Here is a 16,802-nt window from a genome sequence, read left to right as displayed (position 1 = left end):
GGGGGAGAGCACGTGGCAGGTGGTAGCGCGATCCGTGGGTCGCGGGTGGGAGCGGGCCCGCTCGGGGAGTCCGAGCGGGGCGAGATCGCACCACGCTTCGGGGTCTCGTACTGGTGCGCGAACGGGCACGAGACCCGGCCGAGCTTCTCCTCGGAGGCCGACATCGAGGCGCCCGAGACGTGGGACTGCCCGCGGTGCGGGTTTCCCGCGGGCCAGGACCGGGAGCACCCCCCGTCGCCGTCGCGCAACGAGCCGTACAAGACGCACCTCGCCTACGTGAAGGAGCGTCGATCGGACGCCGACGGCGTGGCGATCCTCGACGAGGCGCTCGCAGCGCTGCGAGCCCGTCGCGGCGTCTGAGGCCCGACGCAGGACGACGACGAGCGCCCCACCGGAGATCCGGTGGGGCGCTCGTCGTCGCGTGGCGCGTGGCCGGCCGGAGGGGTCAGGCGGACGTGCCCGCCGCCGCCGCGTCCAGGAGCCAGAGCGTGCGTTCCGTCCCGGCGACGCCCGCGGCAGGCGTCTCGTGGACCGGGGCCCCGGCGAGGGCGGAGGCCACCGCGGGCGCCTTCTCGGCACCGGCGGCCACGACCCACACCTGGTGCGCCGCGGCGATCGCCTCGAACGTCAGCGTGACCCGCTCGGGCGGCGGCTTCGGCGAGCCGTGGACCCCCGCCGTCGCGACCCCCGTGACGTCCAGGCCCGGGTGGCCCGGGAAGAGGGACGCCACGTGCCCGTCGGGACCCATGCCGAGCACCAGCACGTCGAAGGCGGGGACGGCCGCACCGGCCGGCGCGTGCGCCGCGAGCGTGCCCGCGTAGGTCTCCGCGGCGTCCTCCGGTGTCGACGCGACGTCCGCCGCGGGCATCGCGTGCACGTTCTCTGCGGGGAGGTTCGGGAGCTGGTCGAGCAGCGCGTCGCGGGCCTGCGTCTCGTTGCGCTCCGGGTCTCCGGCGGGCAGGAACCGCTCGTCGCCCCACCAGAGGTGCACCCCCGTCCAGTCGACGGCGTCGCGCACCGGGTGGCGGGCGAGGGCCGCGAGGCTCGCGATGCCGACGCTCCCGCCCGTGAGCACGACGTGGACGGGACGGCGGACCGACTGCACGTCGAGGATCCGCGTGACCAGCCGGGACGCGACCGCCTCGGCGAGCGCACCGGCGTCGGGATGGACGACGACGAGCCGCGAGTGCGAGGCGTTGCCCGCCGGCTGCCCGCTCACGCGCCGACCTTCTGCAGGCCCTTGGTGAGCACCTCGCCGTAGATCTCGTCCGGGTCGAGGCGCCGCAGCTCCTCGATGAGCGCCTCGCTGAGCGTCCGGATCGGCAGCGCGACGCGGCGGTCCGGCTTGCCGGGCTGGCTGATCGTCACGGTGCGCCCGTCGGGCCGGTCGAGGACGATGGGCCCGCTCCTGCGCTCGAGCGTGACCTTGGTGATCGCCTCGGCCCCGCGGCGGCGCACGACCTCCGCCGGGCAGCGCAGCCGCGACCCGAGCCACGCCGCGAGCAGGTCGAGCGACGTGTGCTTGGCCTGGCCCTCGACGACGACCCGCGTCACCGGCTCGAACGGCGGCTGGTCGAGCGCCGCGGCGATCAGTCCGCGCCAGAGCGTGACGCGCGCCCAGGCGAGGTCGGAGTCGCCCGGGCCGTACGTCGTCGCGAGCTGGTCGAGCACCGCCTCGGGGTCCTTGGAGGTGATCGAGTCGGTGATGCGTCGTTGGGCCATCGCGCCGACGGGGTCGTCGTCGGGCGACGCGGGCGGCTCGCCGGGCCACCACACGACGATCGGCGCGTCGGGCAGCAGGAGCGGCATGACGAGCGTGTCCGTGTGCTCGAGCATCGGGCCGGCGGTCCGCAGGACCACGACCTCGGAGGCTCCCGCGTCGCCGCCGACGCGGATCTGGGCGTCGAGGTGCGGGTCGCTGCGCCGGCCGGACGGCGCGACGACGATGACGCGGCAGGGGTGCTCGCGGCTCGCGTCGTTGGCCGCCTCGATCGACGTCTCGACGTCGGACTCGCGCGCGACGACGACGAGCGTGAGCACGCGCCCCAGGGCGATCGCGCCGCCCTCGTCGCGCAGGCGCACGAGGCGCTTGTTGACCGCGTTCGTCGTCGTGTCGGGCAGGTCGATGATCATCGCGGGGTCCTCGTCGGTCGCGGGGTCACGGCGCTCTCGGGGGAGCGCTCAGGGCGGGAGCGGCGGACCGTGACGACGCCGGTGACGGCGGCCGTCGGTGCCGCGGGGGCGCTCACGGACGCCGCCAGGCGCGGCCGTCGCGCTCGAGCATCGCGTCGCCCGTCGCAGGCCCCCACGTGCCGGACCGGTAGGCCTCGGGCTTCCCCCTGGCCGCCCAGTGCGCGGTGATCGGGTCGAGGATCTTCCAGGACAGCTCGACCTCCTCGCGCGTCGGGAAGAGCGGCGGGTCGCCGAGCAGGACGTCGAGGATGAGCCGTTCGTAGGCCTCGGGGGAGGACTCGGTGAACGCGTGGCCGTAGCCGAAGTCCATCGTCACGTCGCGCACCTCCATCGCGGTGCCCGGGACCTTGGCGCCGAAGCGCATCGTCACGCCCTCGTCCGGCTGGACGCGGATGACGAGCGCGTTGTTGCCGAGGTCGGACGCCTGCGACGTCTCGAAGGGCAGGTGCGGCGCCTTCTTGAACACGACGGCGACCTCGGTCACGCGGCGGCCGAGGCGCTTGCCGGTGCGCAGGTAGAACGGCACGCCCGCCCAGCGGCGGTTGTCGATGTCGACGCGGACCGCGGCGTAGGTCTCCGTCGTGGAGGAGTCGGGGATGCCGTCCTCCTCGAGGAACCCGATGACCTCCTCGCCGCCCTGCCAGCCGGCGGCGTACTGCCCGCGGGCGGTGTGCTTGGACAGGTCGCGCGGCAGCCGCACGGCGGAGAGCGCCTTGATCTTCTCGGCCCGCAGGGACGGGGCGTCGAACGAGACGGGTTCCTCCATCGCGACGAGCGCGAGGAGCTGGAGCAGGTGGTTCTGGATGACGTCGCGCGCGGCGCCGATGCCGTCGTAGTACCCGGCACGACCGCCGATGCCGATGTCCTCGGCCATCGTGATCTGCACGTGGTCCACGTAGTTGGCGTTCCAGATGGGCTCGAACATCTGGTTCGCGAACCGCAGGGCGAGGAGGTTCTGGACCGTCTCCTTGCCGAGGTAGTGGTCGATGCGGAACACCGAGTCGGGCGGGAAGACCTCCGAGACGACCGCGTCGAGCTCGCGCGCGCTGGCGAGGTCGTGACCGAACGGCTTCTCGATGACGACGCGCCGCCAGGCGTCGTCCTCGGAGCGTGACAGGCCGGACCTCGCGAGCTGGCGGCACACGACCGGGAAGGCGCTCGGCGGGACCGAGAGGTAGAACGCGTGGTTGCCCCCGGTGCCGCGCTCGGCGTCGAGCGTCTCGACGGTCTGGCGCAGGCGCTCGAACGCGTCGTCGTCGTCGAACGAGCCCTGGACGAACCGGATGCCCTCGGCGAGCTGGCGCCACGTGGCCTCGCGGAACGGCGTCCGGGCGTGCTCCTTGACGGCGTCGTGCACGACCTGCGCGAAGTCCTGGTCCTCCCAGTCGCGCCGGGCGAAGCCCGTGAGCGCGAAGCCCGGCGGGAGCAGCCCGCGGTTGGCGAGGTCGTAGACGGCGGGCATGAGCTTCTTGCGGGCGAGGTCGCCCGTCACGCCGAAGATGACGAGCCCGCAGGGGCCCGCGATCCGCGGCAGGCGCAGGTCGAGGGGGTCGCGCAGAGGGTTGTGCTCTGCCGTGATCTTGGCCGGTCTCACCTGGTGGCACCGTTCCGTTCGAGGGTGGTCGGAGGACTAGTCGCGTTCAGAGGGAGTGCGGGGGACTGCTGGGGGCGTAGCGGATGATACGTGTGGCTGCGCGGTGGCCGGAAGCGTTCCCGCAGGTCGGACGCCCGCCCGCCGCGAGCGGCGAGCGGGCGCAGGCGGTCAGGAGGCCGCGTCGGCAGCGCGGCGCAGGTTGTCCCGGGTCGTCTCGAGGAGCTCGGTCCAGCTGTCCTCGAACTTGCGCACGCCCTCCTCCTCGAGCCTGGCGGTCACCTCGACGAGGGACACGCCGAGGGACTCGACGGTCTCGAGGGTGCGGCGCGCGTCGTCGGCCGTCCCGGTCACGGTGTCGCCGGTGACGACGCCGTGGTCCGCGAACGCCTGGAGCGTGCCCTCGGGCATGGTGTTGACCACCCCGTCGGTCACGAGCTCCTCGACGTACAGGGTGTCCTTGTACTCGGGGTTCTTCACCCCCGTGGACGCCCAGAGGGGGCGCTGGGGGTGGGCGCCGGCCGCGGCCAGGGAGCGCCAGCGGTCGGTCCGGCGGAACTCCTCGAACGCCTCGAAGGCGGCGCGCGCGTTGGCGACCGCGGCCTGCCCGCGGAGGTCGAGCGCCTCGGGCGTGCCGACCTTCTCCAGCGCCGCGTCCACGGCCGTGTCGACGCGCGAGACGAAGAAGGACGCGACCGAGCCGATGGGGGAGAGGTCGATCCCGGCGTCGCGAGCCCGCTCCAGCCCTGTCGCGAACGCTTCCATGACCGCGCGGTAGCGCTCGAGCGAGAAGATGAGCGTGACGTTGACGCTGATGCCGAGCGCGAGGGTGCGCGTGATCGCCTCGAGACCCGGCAGGGTGGCGGGGATCTTGATGAAGACGTTCGGGCGGTCGATCGTGTGCCACAGCCGCTCGGCGACCTCGACCGTGGCCCCCGCGTCCTGGTTCGCCAGCCGCGGGTCCACCTCGATCGACACGCGCCCGTCGACGCCGTCGGTCGCGTCGTACACGGGGCGCAGCAGGTCCGCCGCGTCGCGCACGTCGTCCGTCGTGATGCGCTCGACGGCGGCCTCGACCGCCGCGTCGTCGGTGCCGCCGGCCGCGAGCTCCGTGAGCTGGGCGTCGTAGGCGTCGCCCTTCGAGAGCGCGGCGGCGAAGATCGTGGGGTTCGTGGTCACGCCGACGACGCCGCGCGACGCGACGAGCTCGGCGAGGTTGCCCGACCGCAGCCGTTCACGGGACAGGTCGTCGAGCCAGATCGACACCCCCGCCCGGGTGAGCTGCTCGATCGGTCCGGGGACGGTGCTCTGCGTCATCAGGAGTCCTCTCTGGTACCTCGCCGGCGCCCTCGACGGGCGGCCCGGTGATCCGTCCCGGCCGGGGTGCCGCGGGTCGTCGACCCGCGGCGCGGATCCGAGGTGGGGCGCCGGGACCGGGGCCCCACCTCGGAATCTACGGTCGGTCAGGCGAGGTCGCCAGTGCCGCCCTCGACGGGCTTCGCGGGGCCGCCGGGAGCGGCGTCGCCCTGCGCCGCGGCGAGCGACTCGCGAGCGGCGGCGGCCACGGCCTCGGCCGTGATGCCGAACTCGCGGTAGAGCACCTGGTAGTCGGCCGACGCGCCGTAGTGCTCGATGCTCACGATGCGCCCGGCGTCGCCGACCAGCTCGCGCCAGCCCTGGGCGACGCCCGCCTCGACGGAGACGCGCGCACGCACGGCCGCCGGCAGCACCGACTCGCGGTACGCGTCGTCCTGCGCGTCGAACCACTCACGGCTCGGCAGGGACACGACGCGCGCCTGGACGCCCTCGGCGGCGAGGAGCTCGCGCGCCTCGACGGCGAGCTGGACCTCGGAGCCGGTGCCGAGCAGGATCACGTCGGGCTCGCCGTCAGCGTCGACCAGCACGTAGCCGCCGCGGGCCGTGCCCGAGGCGTCGGCGAAGCCGTCCTCGCCGCGCGGGAACGTCGGGACGTTCTGGCGCGTGAGGATCAGGCCCGCCGGGCGCTCCGTCGTCTCGAGGATCGTGCGCCAGGCCCACGCGACCTCGTTGGCGTCGGCGGGCCGCACGACGTCGAGACCCGGGATCGCGCGCAGCGCGGCGAGGTGCTCGATCGGCTGGTGCGTCGGGCCGTCCTCGCCGAGCCCGATGGAGTCGTGCGTCCAGACGAACGTCGTCGGAATCTGCATGAGCGCGGCGAGGCGCACGGCCGGGCGCATGTAGTCGCTGAACGTGAGGAACGTGCCGCCGTAGGCGCGCGTGCCGCCGTGGAGCACGATCCCGTTGAGGATCGAGCCCATGGCGTGCTCACGGATGCCGAAGTGCAGCGTGCGGCCGTACTCGTGGCCGGGGAACTTCTTCGTCGCGTGCTCGACGGGGACGAACGACGGCTCGCCGTCCATCGTCGTGTTGTTCGAGCCCGCGAGGTCCGCCGAGCCGCCCCAGAGCTCGGGGAGCACGTCCTTGAGCGCGGTGAGGACCTTGCCCGACGCGGCGCGCGTGGCGACGGCCTTGCCCGGCTCGAACGTCGGCAGGGAGTCCTCCCAGCCGGCGGGCAGCTCGCGGCGCGAGAGGCGCTCGAGCAGCGCGGCGCCGGACGGGTTGGCGGTCTTCCACGCCTCGAACGCGGTGTCCCAGGCGGCCCGGCGCTCGCCCTGGCGCTCGCCGACGGCGCGCGTGTAGGCGAGGACCTCGTCGTCGATGGCGAACGTCGCCTCGGCGTCGAGACCGAGCTCGACCTTCAGCCCCCGCACCTCGTCGGCGCCCATGGCCGAGCCGTGGATGCCGCCCGTGTTCTGCTTCGTGGGCGACGGCCAGCCGATGATCGTGCGCAGCGCGATGATCGAGGGCTTGCCCGTCTCGGCCTTGGCGGCGTCGACGGCGGCGGCGAGCACGTCGACGTCCTCCGCGTAACCGGTGCCGCCGTTGGTCCAGTCGACGCGCTGGGTGTGCCAGCCGTACGCCTCGTAGCGCGCGAGGACGTCCTCCGTGAAGGCGATGTCCGTGTCGTCCTCGATGGAGATCTTGTTGTCGTCCCAGATGACGACGAGGTTGCCGAGCTGCTGGTGCCCCGCGAGCGACGAGGCCTCGCTGGTCACGCCCTCCTGCAGGTCGCCGTCGGAGGCGATGACGTAGATGTGGTGGTCGAAGGGCGACTCGCCCGGCGCCGTCGACGGGTCGAGCAGACCCCGCTCGCGGCGCGCGGCGAACGCCATGCCGATCGCGGACGCGAGGCCCTGCCCGAGCGGACCGGTCGTGATCTCGACGCCGTTCGTGTGCTTGTACTCGGGGTGGCCCGGGGTCTTGGAGCCCCACGTGCGCAGCGCGCCGATGTCCTCCATCTCGAGGCCGTAGCCCGCGAGGAAGAGCTGGAGGTAGAGCGTGAGCGACGAGTGGCCCGCCGAGAGCACGAACCGGTCGCGACCCACCCAGTGGGAGTCGGCCGGGTCGTGGTGCATGGCCTTCTGGAACAGGAGGTAGGCGGCGGGCGCGAGCGAGATCGCGGTGCCCGGGTGGCCGTTCCCGACCTTCTCCACGGCGTCGGCGGCCAGCGCCTTGATCGCCTTGACGGCCCGGTCGTCCAGGTCCGTCCAGTCCAGGGGCGTGTGAGCAGGGGACAACGCGTTCACCGAACCTCATTCCCGTCCGGAGCGCGCGCCCCGGATCCTCGCGACATCTCGAAGCAACCGCTGAGCTCTTCCCGGCCTCGCGCCTCGGACGGCGGGGCTGCCCGGGTGCCTGCCGCGCCGACCGGAGTCACAGGTCGTGACGGTCGGTACGCCGCGGGACGGTTGCGACACCCAGCCTATACGCGCCGGGGGAACTCGCCCGGTGGTGCCCACGTGCTGGATCTCGGTCGGAAGTCACACCATCGCCCGGCCGGTCCGGTCGGTCCCGACGCAGGCGGCGACGTACGATGAGCGAGGACGACCGGCGGTCCGTCCCAGCTCGCCCCCCATCTCAGAACGGAACACCGAAGCGCGTGCACACCACGAGCCAGGCACCGATCGACGGGACCGGAAGCCCGTCGAGCTCCGCGTCGACCCCGCGGCCCGCGCACGGCGGACCCGTCGCCTCGACGGAAGCGGCTGCGCGCGCGACGCGCACGCTGCGTGAACGGCTCGGCGCGTACGTCGCGCTGACGAAGCCGCGCATCATCGAGCTGCTGCTCGTGACCACGGTACCCACGATGATCCTCGCGCAGGGCGGGCTCCCGAGCATCGGTCTCATCCTCGCCACGCTCGTCGGCGGGACGCTCGCCGCCGCGTCCGCGAACGTCTACAACTGCTACCTCGACCGCGACATCGACGAGGTCATGAACCGCACCAAGCGGCGCCCGCTCGTCACGGGCGAGGTGACGCCGCGTGCCGCGCTGGTCTTCGCGACGGTCCTGGGCGTCGTGTCGCTCGTGTGGTTCGCGCTGCTCGTCAACGTGGTCTCCGCGTGGCTCACGTTCGCGGCGATCCTCATCTACGTCGTCGGCTACACGATGATCCTCAAGCGCCGGACGCCGCAGAACATCGTGTGGGGCGGGATCGCCGGCTGCATGCCGGTCTTCATCGGCTGGTCCGCCGTCACCGGCTCGCTGAGCTGGGCGGCGCTCGCCCTGTTCCTCGTCATCTTCTTCTGGACGCCGCCGCACTACTGGCCGCTGTCGATGAAGTTCAAGCGCGACTACGCCACCGCGGGCGTGCCGATGCTCCCCGTCGTGGCGGACGACCGCAAGGTCGCGCGCGAGATGATCCTCTACGGCGTCGCGATGGTCGCGTCGTCGCTCGCCCTGTGGCCCCTCGCGGGGATGACGTGGGTCTACGGGGTCGTCGCGACGGCGCTCGGCGCGTGGTTCCTCTCGTCGTGCGTGACGATGCTGCGTCGTGCGCGGGACAAGGCCGACGGCAAGGGCGGCAAGGTCGGGGAGATGAAGGTCTTCCACGCCTCGATCACCTACCTCACGCTGCTCTTCGTCGTCGTGGCGGTCGACGTCTTCCTGCCTCTGTGAGTCCCGCGTGAGCCCTGGCGTGCCGAGGTCGGTGTGAGCGGGTCGGGGCCTGCGCCGCGCGTGCCCGACGCGCTCGACCGCGCCGCGCGCGAGTACCTCGCCCACCTCGCCGTCGAGCGCGGCCTGTCGGCGAACACCGTCGCCGCCTACCGGCGCGACCTGGCGCGCTACATCGCCTTCCTCGCCTCCCGCGGCAACCACGCCGTCCGGGACGTGGAGCCCGGCGACGTCAGCGACTACGTCACGGCGCTGCGTACCGGCTCCGACGGCGGCGCGAGCCTCTCGCCGTCGTCCACGGCCCGGTCGGTGGCCGCCGTGCGGGGTTGGCACCGGTTCTGCACCGCGGAGGGGCTCGCGGACGCCGACGCGTCGGCGGACGTCCGGCCGCCCGCGCAGGGCAAGCGCCTGCCGAAGGCGATCTCGACCGACGAGGTCGAGCGCATCCTCGAGGCCGCCGGCCTCGGCGACGGCGCCGGGCCGCTGCGCGACCGCGCGCTCCTGGAGCTCGTCTACTCGACCGGCGCGCGGATCACCGAGGCGGTGAGCCTCGACGTCGACGACCTCGACCTCGGTTCGGGGGCGGTGCGGCTGCTCGGCAAGGGCGGCAAGGAGCGCGTCGTTCCCGTCGGGTCGTTCGCGCGCCGCGCGCTCGACGCCTACCTCGTACGCGGGCGGGCGGCCCTCGCGGCGCACGGACGCGGGACGCCAGCTGTGTTCCTCAACACGCGCGGCGCGCGCCTCTCGCGCCAGAGCGCCTGGGCCGTGCTCCGCACGGCGGCCGAGCGCGCCGGCATCGACCGCCCGGAGCGCATCTCGCCGCACACCCTGCGCCACTCGTTCGCGACCCACCTGCTCGCGGGGGGAGCGGACGTGCGCGTAGTCCAGGAGCTCCTCGGGCACGCCTCGGTGACGACGACGCAGATCTACACGCTCGTCACGCCGGACACGCTGCGCGAGGTCTACGCCTCCGCGCACCCGCGCGCGCTCGGCTGACGCCTCCGCCCGCAGACGGGAACGCGGCGCGCGGGCGCGTGCGCACGAGCGTCGGCAGGGTCCTGCGATACCGTGGCGGACGTGAGCAGCCAGGCCGAGACCCAGCCCGAGACGCACGGCGCGCGCAGCTCTCACGACGACGCCGCCCGTCCCGCCGCCGACGTGTCACCGGACGGCGCCGGCCACGGCGTCGGTGAGCCCGCCGGTGCCGACGGCGGCGCGGCCCTCGTGACCGAGGCGCCCCGCCTCGACGTCGTCGGGCGCCCGGTGCCGCACTTCCCCGACCCCGCGCCGCTCGCCTCGCACGGCCCCGGCCGCATCATCGCGATGTGCAACCAGAAGGGCGGCGTCGGCAAGACGACGACGACCATCAACCTCGGGGCGACGCTCGCGGAGTACGGCCGCAAGGTGCTGCTCGTCGACTTCGACCCGCAGGGCGCGGCGTCCGTGGGCCTCGGTGTGAACCCGCACGAGCTCGACCGCACGGTCTACAACCTGCTCATGGAGCGCGGCGCCGACATCCACGACGTCCTCGTGAGCACGGACGTGGAGAACCTCGACCTGCTGCCGGCGAACATCGACCTGTCTGCCGCGGAGGTCCAGCTCGTCGGGGAGGTCGCGCGCGAGTCCGTCCTGTCGCGCGTCCTGCGGCCGGTCGTCGACGACTACGACGTGATCCTCGTCGACTGCCAGCCGTCCCTCGGCCTGCTCACCGTCAACGCGCTCACCGCCGCGCACGGCGTCCTCATCCCGCTCGAGTGCGAGTTCTTCGCGCTGCGCGGCGTCGCGCTGCTCGTCGAGACGATCGAGAAGGTGCGCGACCGCCTCAACCCGCGCCTCGAGGTCGACGGCATCCTCGCGACGATGTTCGACTCCCGGACGCTCCACTCGCGCGAGGTCGTCGCGCGCGTGCACGAGGCGTTCGGGGACAAGCTGCTCCACACCGTCATCGGCCGGACCGTGAAGTTCCCCGACGCGTCGGTCGCCGCCGAGCCCATCACCGTCTACGCGCCGACGCACCCCGGCGCGCTCGCGTACCGGCAGCTCGCCCGGGAGCTGGTCGCCCGTGGCGACGCCGCCTGACACGCTCACGACGGAGCCGGTCGCACCGGGCGTCCGGGCCTCCGGGGGAGCGTTCGAGGTCCGCCTCGACAACTTCAGCGGACCGTTCGACCTGCTCCTGTCGCTCATCACCAAGCACAAGCTCGACATCACCGAGGTCGCGCTCGCGCGCGTGACGGACGACTTCATCGCCTACATCCGCGACGCCGAGCGGGCGGCGACCGCCGCGCGTGCGGCGGGCGAGGAGCACCCCGGCTGGGACCTGGGCACAGCGAGCGAGTTCCTCGTCGTCGCCGCGACGCTCCTCGACCTCAAGGCCGCGCGCCTGCTGCCCACGGGCAGCGTCGAGGACGACGAGGATCTCGCGCTGCTCGAGGCGCGTGACCTGCTGTTCGCGCGCCTCCTGCAGTACCGCGCGTACAAGCAGGTCGGCGGCGTGCTCGCGGAGCGGCTCGCGTCCGAGGGTCGACGCTTCCCGCGCGTCGTCCAGCTCGAGCCGCACCTCGCCGCGCTGCTGCCCGAGCTCGTGTGGACGCTGGGCCCCGACCAGCTCGCCGCGCTCGCGGCCCGCGCGCTCGCCCCCAAGGCGCCCCCGCCCGGCGTCTCGCTCGACCACCTGCACGCGCCCGCGGTGAGCGTGCGCGAGCAGGCGGGCGTCGTCGTCGACCGGGTGCGCCGCCACGGCACGACGACGTTCCGCGCCCTGGTCGCGGGCGAGGACGAGGCGGCCGTCGTCGTGGCCCGCTTCCTCGCGCTGCTCGAGCTGTTCCGCGAGGGTCTCGTCGGGTTCGACCAGGTGACCCCGCTCGGCGAGCTCTCCGTGCGCTGGACGGGGGACGACGGCGGGCCGGAGCCCGCGCTGTCCGGCGTCGGGAGCGAGTTCGACGAGGATGAGCCGCCCGCCGGCGCCCCTGACCTGTCCGACGCGCCGTCCGACGTCGAGGAGGTGCCCGCGTGAGCGAGCCCGAGGTGCTGCTCCTGCCCGAGGTCCACGAGCTGCCCGGCGGTCTTCCCGCGGCGCTCGAGGCGGTCGTCATGGTCGCCGACGAGCCGATCCCCGTGGTCGAGCTCGCGACGGCGCTCGCGGTCCCGGTCGACGAGGTCGTCGCGGCCCTGCACGAGCTGGCGGCCGAGTACCGCGGCGAGCGCGGGGGTCGGCCACGCGGTTTCGAGCTGCGCGAGGCGGGTGGCGGGTGGCGCGTCTACTCCGCTCCCGCGCACGCGGAGGCCGTCGGACGGTTCGTCCAGGGCGGCCAGACGGCCCGGCTGACGCAGGCCGCGTTGGAGACTCTGGCCGTCATCGCGTACCGTCAACCGGTCAGCCGCGGCCAGGTGTCGGCGGTGCGAGGGGTCAACGTCGACGGCGTGGTGCGCACGCTCGTCGCGCGAGGTCTCGTGGCGGAGGTCGCCCAGGACCCCTACACCGGCGCCGGCCTGTTCGGCACGACGGGGTACTTCCTCGAGCGGATGGGCTACACGTCGCTCGACGAGCTCCCGGCGCTCGCGCCGCACCTGCCCGAGATGGACGACCTCGAAGGCCTCGACGGGCTCGCCGACCTGCGCACCGCGACTCGCGGCGAGGTCCACGACCGACAGGACGGGGGCGCCGTCGACGCGGCTGACATGGAGGGCGACGCCGAGCCGGCGACGCCCGCGAAAGACTGACGAAGGACGAGAATGAGCCAAGGAGACCGGCGCCAGAGCGGTGACGGATCGCCCGGTACGCCCCGGCGTGCGCCGCGCGGCGCAGCAGGCGGTACGGGCGGCACGGGCGGCCCACGACGCGGCGGAGCCGCTTCGGGCGGTGCCCGGCGAGGCGGCGCCTCGGGCGGAAAGCCCGTGCGCGGCGCGCAACCGCCGCGCCGGCCGCGCCGCGCGGAACCGGAGGAGCCGCAGCGCGACGTGCACGTCGAGGACGGCGTGCGGCTGCAGAAGGTGCTGGCCTCGGCCGGCCTCGGCTCGCGTCGGGCGTGCGAGGAGCTCATCTCGACCGGACGCGTCGAGGTCGACGGCGTGCGCGTGCGCGAGCTCGGCGTGCGCATCGACCCGACGACCGCCGTCGTGCACGTCGACGGCATGCGCCTGCAGCTCGACACGTCGCGCGTGACGCTCGCGCTCAACAAGCCGAGCGGCGTCGTGTCGACGATGCACGACCCGGAGGGGCGCCCGTCGCTCACCGAGCTCGTCGCCAACCGGTCCGAGCGCCTGTTCCACGTCGGGCGCCTCGACGCGGACAGCGAGGGTCTGCTGCTGCTCACGAACGACGGCGAGCTCGCGAACCGGCTCGCGCACCCCGCGCACGAGGTCGCCAAGACCTACCTCGTCACGGTCGCGGGCAAGGTGTCGGGCAACGTCGCGAACAAGTTCCTGCACGGGATCGAGCTCGAGGACGGCCTCGCGCGCGCCGACTCGTACCGCGTCGTCGACCAGGTCCCCGACGCCACGATGATCGAGATCGTCCTGCACTCGGGCCGCAACCGCGTCGTGCGTCGCATGTTCGAGGAGGTCGGTCACCCCGTCACGCGCCTCGTGCGCACGCGCATCGGCCCGATCGCGCTGGGCAACCTGCGCCCGGGCACCACGCGCGTCCTCGGCCGCACCGAGCTCGGGACCCTCATGTCCGCCGTCGGGCTGTGAGCCGACCCGAGCCCGCCGTCACCACCGACCGGGGCGCCGCCGGGCGCACCGGCCCGCACGAAGGAGCACGACCCATGCCGGTCCGGGCCATCCGGGGCGCGACCCAGCTCGACGCCGACGACCGCGAGCACCTGTTCGCGCGCACGCGCGAGCTGGTGCAGGCGGTCCTCGACGCCAACGCCGTGGACACCTCGTCCTTGATCTCGATCTTCTTCACCTGCACGCCGGACCTCGTCTCCGACTTCCCGGCGGCGGCGGCGCGGGAGATGGGGCTCGGCGACGTGCCGCTCATGTGCGCGACGGAGATCGCCGTCCCGGGTGCTCTTCCGCGCGTGGTGCGGCTCATGGCGCACGCGGAGCTCGACGTCGAGCGGTCGGCGGTCCAGCACGTGTACCTGCACGGCGCGACCTCACTGCGCAAGGACCTCGCGCAGTGAGCACGGCCGACGGCGGGTCGTCGCCGCACGAAGGGCCCCTCACGGTCGCGATCGACGGGCCCTCGGGGTCGGGCAAGTCGAGCGTGGCCAAGGGCGTCGCCCGGCGGCTCGGGCTCGCCTACCTCGACACCGGTGCGATGTACCGCGCGGCGACGTGGTGGTGCCTGCACCGCGGCGAGGACCTCGCGGACCAGGACGCGGTCGCGCACGCCGTGCGCGTCATGCCCCTCGTCATGGGGCTCGACCCCTCGGCACCCACGGTCCACGTCGAGGGGACCGACGTCGGCGAGGCGATCCGCACGACCGAGATCTCGACGGCCGTGAGCGCCGTCGCGACCAACCTCGGCGTGCGTGCCGAGCTGAGGCGCCTGCAACGTGCCGTGATCGAGGCGGAGCGCACGCCCGACGGTTCCGCGGGCGGGCGTGGTGTCGTCGCCGAGGGCCGTGACATCACGACCGTCGTCGCGCCGGACGCCGACGCGCGCGTGCTCCTCACCGCGAGCGAGGAGGCGCGCCTCGCGCGGCGCTCGCTCGACGTGCACGGCACGGCCGACGCCGCCGCCGTCGAGGCGACGCGGGACCAGGTCCTGCGGCGCGACCGCGACGACGCGACCGTGTCGCAGTTCCACGTCGCGGCCGACGGCGTCGTCACGGTCGACTCCTCCGAGCTGGACCTCGAGCAGACGGTCGACGCCGTGCTGCACGTCGTCGAGCGGGTCACCGGGCGGGTGGTAGGGCCCCGCCCGACGCCGTGAGCCGCACATGAGCCGTTCGGACGCGGTCGCCCGCGAGCGCGTGCCGTCGCCGGCCGGCCCGGCGTGGTCGCGCTGGGTGGGTCGGTTCCTGGCCCGCGTGGTGTGGGCCACGCAGGTCGAGGGGGCGCACCTCGTGCCGACCGACGGCCCGGTCGTGCTCGCGGCCAACCACACCGGCTTCGTCGACGGCCCGATCGTGCTCGGGGTCGCGCCGCGTCCCCTGCACGTCCTCGTCAAGGAGGAGATGTTCGTCGGGCCGATCGGCTGGGTCCTGCACGCGGCCGGTCAGATTCCCGTGGACCGTCCTGGTGGGCGTCGCGCGCTCGCGACCGGCCTCGCGGTGCTCCGGCGCGGCGGGGCCGTCGGCGTCTTCCCCGAGGGCAACCGGGGGCGCGGCGACGCGACGTCCGCACGCGCGGGGGTCGCGTGGCTCGCGCTCAACGGGCCCGCGCACGTCGTGCCCGTCGCCGTGCTCGGCACGCGCCGCACGGGCGAGGGCGTCAACCACCTCCCGGGCCTGCGACGCCGGCTCGTCGTGCGCTTCGGGGAGCCGTTCGACGTCGAGCGCGCACCCGGCGTGAGCGGCCGGCAGGCCCTCGTGGACGCCAACGAGCGCATCCGCACGACGCTCGCGGAGCTCGTCGCCGACACCGTGGCGCGCACCGGCGTGGTGCTGCCCACCGACGACCCGAACCGCGATCGCCAGGCTCCCGGTGCGCCGTCGGCCCCACCGGCACCGCCGCTGTGAGCGCCCCCGCCGACGCCCTCGACGCGCCGCGCGCGGTCGGGGACCGCCCGGGGAGCGGGGTGCTCTTCGGCCTCGCGTCGGCGCTCGCGTTCGGTGCGAGCGGCCCGTTCGTCAAGCCGCTGCTCGAGGCGGGCTGGACGCCCGGCGCCGCGGTCTTCGCCCGCGCACTGTGCTCGGCCGTGGTCCTGCTCCCGATCGCCGCGTTCGCCCTGCGCGGCAGCCACCGCCTGCTGCGCGAGGAGTGGCGGCTCGTGCTCGGCTTCGGCCTCGTCGCGGTCGCCGCGACGCAGCTGTGCTACTTCGCCGCGGTGGCGCGCATGCCCGTCGGCATCGCGCTGCTGCTCGAGTACCTCGCGCCGGTCCTGCTCGTCGGGCTCGCGTGGGCCCGCACGCGCCACGTGCCGCCGAGGCTCACGCTCGCCGGGTGCGTCGTCGCGATCGGCGGGCTCGTGCTCGTCGTCGACCCCGCCGGAGCGCGCCCGGACCTCCTCGGGGTGCTGTTCGCGCTCGGTGCGGCCGCCGGGCTCGGCGCGTACTTCGTCCTGTCCGCCCGGCCCACGCGGCTGCCGGCCGTCGCGCTCGCGGCGTCAGGCCTCGGCGTGGGCGCGCTCGCGCTGGGCGTGGCCGGTCTCGTCGGTGTCCTGCCGTTCGCCGCGCCGTTCGTCGACGTCGCCCTGCTCGGGGCGGCGACGCCCTGGTACGTGCCGCTCGCCGTCGTCGTGCTCGTCGCGACGGCGTTCGCGTACGTGTCGGGCGTCGCCGCGACCGTCCGGATGGGGGAGCGGCTCGCCTCCTTCGTCGGGCTGTCCGAGGTGCTGTTCGCCGTCCTCATCGCGTGGCTCCTGCTCGCCGAGGTGCCGAGCCTCGTGCAGGGCGCCGGGGGCGTGCTCGTGGTGGCGGGCGTCGTGCTCGTGCGCCTCGCGGGCTCGCCCACCGCGCGGTAGGTTCGCGCCAGGTGGAGGGGGAGGACGCATGACCGACACTCCGGCCAGGCCCACGACCGTGGACGACTACCTGGCGACGCTCGCGCCGGACGCCCGTGCCGTCGTCGCGCACCTGCGTGGCGTGGTGCACGACACGATCCCCGGTCTTGGTGAGCGCATCAGCTACGGGATCCCGACCTTCACGCTCGACGACCGCTACGTCGTCTACCTCGCGGGCTGGGCCCACCACGTCTCGCTCTACCCGGTCCCGGACGTCGAGGACGACGGCCTGGCACGTAGGCTCGCGCGCTACCAGGATGGCAAGGGCACGCTGCGGTTCCCGCTCGCGGAGCCCGTGCCGGACGACGTCGTGCGGGCCGTGGTGGCGCTGCTCGCGGAGCGTCACTCCGGCGCTCCGGGCTGATCCGCAGAGCTCGGCAGGGGTCGCGCGGCGTCGCGTTCGGAGT

The 16,802-nt window shown here is 74.2% G+C and carries 17 protein-coding genes; 12 read left to right on the top strand and 5 right to left on the bottom strand.

Going from position 1 to position 16,802, the window contains the following annotated elements:
* Positions 1–12 precede the first annotated feature (12 nt).
* Entirely contained in the window at positions 13–360 is a 348-nt protein-coding gene (locus AC4H2H_RS02220) for an RNA polymerase-binding protein RbpA (protein WP_494369187.1), read from the top strand.
* A gap of 85 nt (positions 361–445) precedes the next feature.
* On the opposite strand, the gene pgl is transcribed toward AC4H2H_RS02220, so the two are convergent.
* The 5 genes from pgl to tkt all read right to left on the bottom strand — a co-directional run bounded on the left by pgl (position 446) and on the right by tkt (position 7,410).
* Positions 446–1,219: a 6-phosphogluconolactonase gene (gene pgl, locus AC4H2H_RS02215; protein WP_494369186.1), complete on the bottom strand. Its 774-nt coding sequence runs from the start codon at positions 1,217–1,219 to the stop codon at positions 446–448.
* The gene (gene opcA / locus AC4H2H_RS02210; protein ID WP_494369185.1) at positions 1,216–2,133 is read right to left on the bottom strand and encodes a glucose-6-phosphate dehydrogenase assembly protein OpcA; all 918 of its coding nucleotides are present in this window, start codon (positions 2,131–2,133) and stop codon (positions 1,216–1,218) included. Before opcA ends, pgl begins: the two co-directional genes overlap by 4 nt.
* A gap of 112 nt (positions 2,134–2,245) precedes the next feature.
* Positions 2,246–3,787 (bottom strand): glucose-6-phosphate dehydrogenase, encoded by a 1,542-nt coding sequence (gene zwf / locus AC4H2H_RS02205; RefSeq protein ID WP_494369184.1) that lies wholly within the window; start codon positions 3,785–3,787, stop codon positions 2,246–2,248.
* A 168-nt stretch (positions 3,788–3,955) separates the two neighbouring features.
* Positions 3,956–5,101, bottom strand: coding sequence for a transaldolase (gene tal / locus AC4H2H_RS02200; RefSeq protein WP_494369183.1), 1,146 nt, complete (start codon positions 5,099–5,101; stop codon positions 3,956–3,958).
* A gap of 146 nt (positions 5,102–5,247) precedes the next feature.
* A complete protein-coding gene (tkt, locus tag AC4H2H_RS02195) occupies positions 5,248–7,410 on the bottom strand; it encodes a transketolase (protein ID WP_494369182.1) in 2,163 nt (720 codons plus the stop codon).
* A gap of 353 nt (positions 7,411–7,763) precedes the next feature.
* On the opposite strand from tkt, the gene AC4H2H_RS02190 reads away from it, so the two are divergent.
* The 11 genes from AC4H2H_RS02190 (at position 7,764) to AC4H2H_RS02140 (ending at position 16,759) form a co-directional block, all read left to right on the top strand.
* Complete coding sequence (locus AC4H2H_RS02190) at positions 7,764–8,780, top strand: heme o synthase (RefSeq protein ID WP_494369181.1); 1,017 nt, start codon at positions 7,764–7,766, stop codon at positions 8,778–8,780.
* 33 nt (positions 8,781–8,813) lie between these two features.
* Positions 8,814–9,773, top strand: coding sequence for a site-specific tyrosine recombinase XerD (gene xerD, locus AC4H2H_RS02185; protein WP_494369180.1), 960 nt, complete (start codon positions 8,814–8,816; stop codon positions 9,771–9,773).
* Positions 9,774–10,001: 228 nt separating this feature from the next.
* Positions 10,002–10,856: a ParA family protein gene (locus AC4H2H_RS02180; protein ID WP_494369342.1), complete on the top strand. Its 855-nt coding sequence runs from the start codon at positions 10,002–10,004 to the stop codon at positions 10,854–10,856.
* On the top strand, positions 10,840–11,793 hold the full coding sequence (locus AC4H2H_RS02175) for a segregation and condensation protein A (RefSeq protein ID WP_494369179.1): 954 nt from the start codon (positions 10,840–10,842) through the stop codon (positions 11,791–11,793). Before AC4H2H_RS02180 ends, AC4H2H_RS02175 begins: the two co-directional genes overlap by 17 nt.
* Positions 11,790–12,500: an SMC-Scp complex subunit ScpB gene (gene scpB / locus AC4H2H_RS02170; RefSeq protein WP_494369178.1), complete on the top strand. Its 711-nt coding sequence runs from the start codon at positions 11,790–11,792 to the stop codon at positions 12,498–12,500. Before AC4H2H_RS02175 ends, scpB begins: the two co-directional genes overlap by 4 nt.
* Before the next feature lie 174 nt (positions 12,501–12,674).
* Entirely contained in the window at positions 12,675–13,472 is a 798-nt protein-coding gene (locus AC4H2H_RS02165) for a pseudouridine synthase (protein WP_494369177.1), read from the top strand.
* 74 nt (positions 13,473–13,546) lie between these two features.
* On the top strand, positions 13,547–13,909 hold the full coding sequence (gene aroH / locus AC4H2H_RS02160) for a chorismate mutase (protein ID WP_494369176.1): 363 nt from the start codon (positions 13,547–13,549) through the stop codon (positions 13,907–13,909).
* Entirely contained in the window at positions 13,906–14,664 is a 759-nt protein-coding gene (gene cmk, locus AC4H2H_RS02155) for a (d)CMP kinase (protein WP_494369175.1), read from the top strand. Before aroH ends, cmk begins: the two co-directional genes overlap by 4 nt.
* Positions 14,665–14,671: 7 nt before the next feature.
* Entirely contained in the window at positions 14,672–15,412 is a 741-nt protein-coding gene (locus AC4H2H_RS02150) for a lysophospholipid acyltransferase family protein (protein ID WP_494369174.1), read from the top strand.
* Positions 15,409–16,356, top strand: coding sequence for an EamA family transporter (locus AC4H2H_RS02145; protein WP_494369173.1), 948 nt, complete (start codon positions 15,409–15,411; stop codon positions 16,354–16,356). Before AC4H2H_RS02150 ends, AC4H2H_RS02145 begins: the two co-directional genes overlap by 4 nt.
* Positions 16,357–16,384: 28 nt before the next feature.
* The gene (locus AC4H2H_RS02140) at positions 16,385–16,759 is read left to right on the top strand and encodes an iron chaperone (RefSeq protein WP_494369172.1); all 375 of its coding nucleotides are present in this window, start codon (positions 16,385–16,387) and stop codon (positions 16,757–16,759) included.
* Positions 16,760–16,802 lie beyond the last annotated feature (43 nt).

The sequence above is a fragment of the Cellulosimicrobium sp. BMG9.22 genome (genome assembly GCF_059159975.1).
The sequence above is the reverse complement of the archived record's forward strand: the minus strand, read 5'-3'. Positions and strand labels throughout refer to the sequence as shown.

Coding starts and splice junctions, on each gene's coding strand:
- AC4H2H_RS02150 (WP_494369174.1), top strand. CDS start 14,672: ATGAGCCGTTCGGACGCGGTCGCCCGCGAGCGCGTGCCGTCGCCGGCC.
- tal (WP_494369183.1), bottom strand. CDS start 5,101: ATGACGCAGAGCACCGTCCCCGGACCGATCGAGCAGCTCACCCGGGCG.
- aroH (WP_494369176.1), top strand. CDS start 13,547: ATGCCGGTCCGGGCCATCCGGGGCGCGACCCAGCTCGACGCCGACGAC.
- opcA (WP_494369185.1), bottom strand. CDS start 2,133: ATGATCATCGACCTGCCCGACACGACGACGAACGCGGTCAACAAGCGC.
- AC4H2H_RS02140 (WP_494369172.1), top strand. CDS start 16,385: ATGACCGACACTCCGGCCAGGCCCACGACCGTGGACGACTACCTGGCG.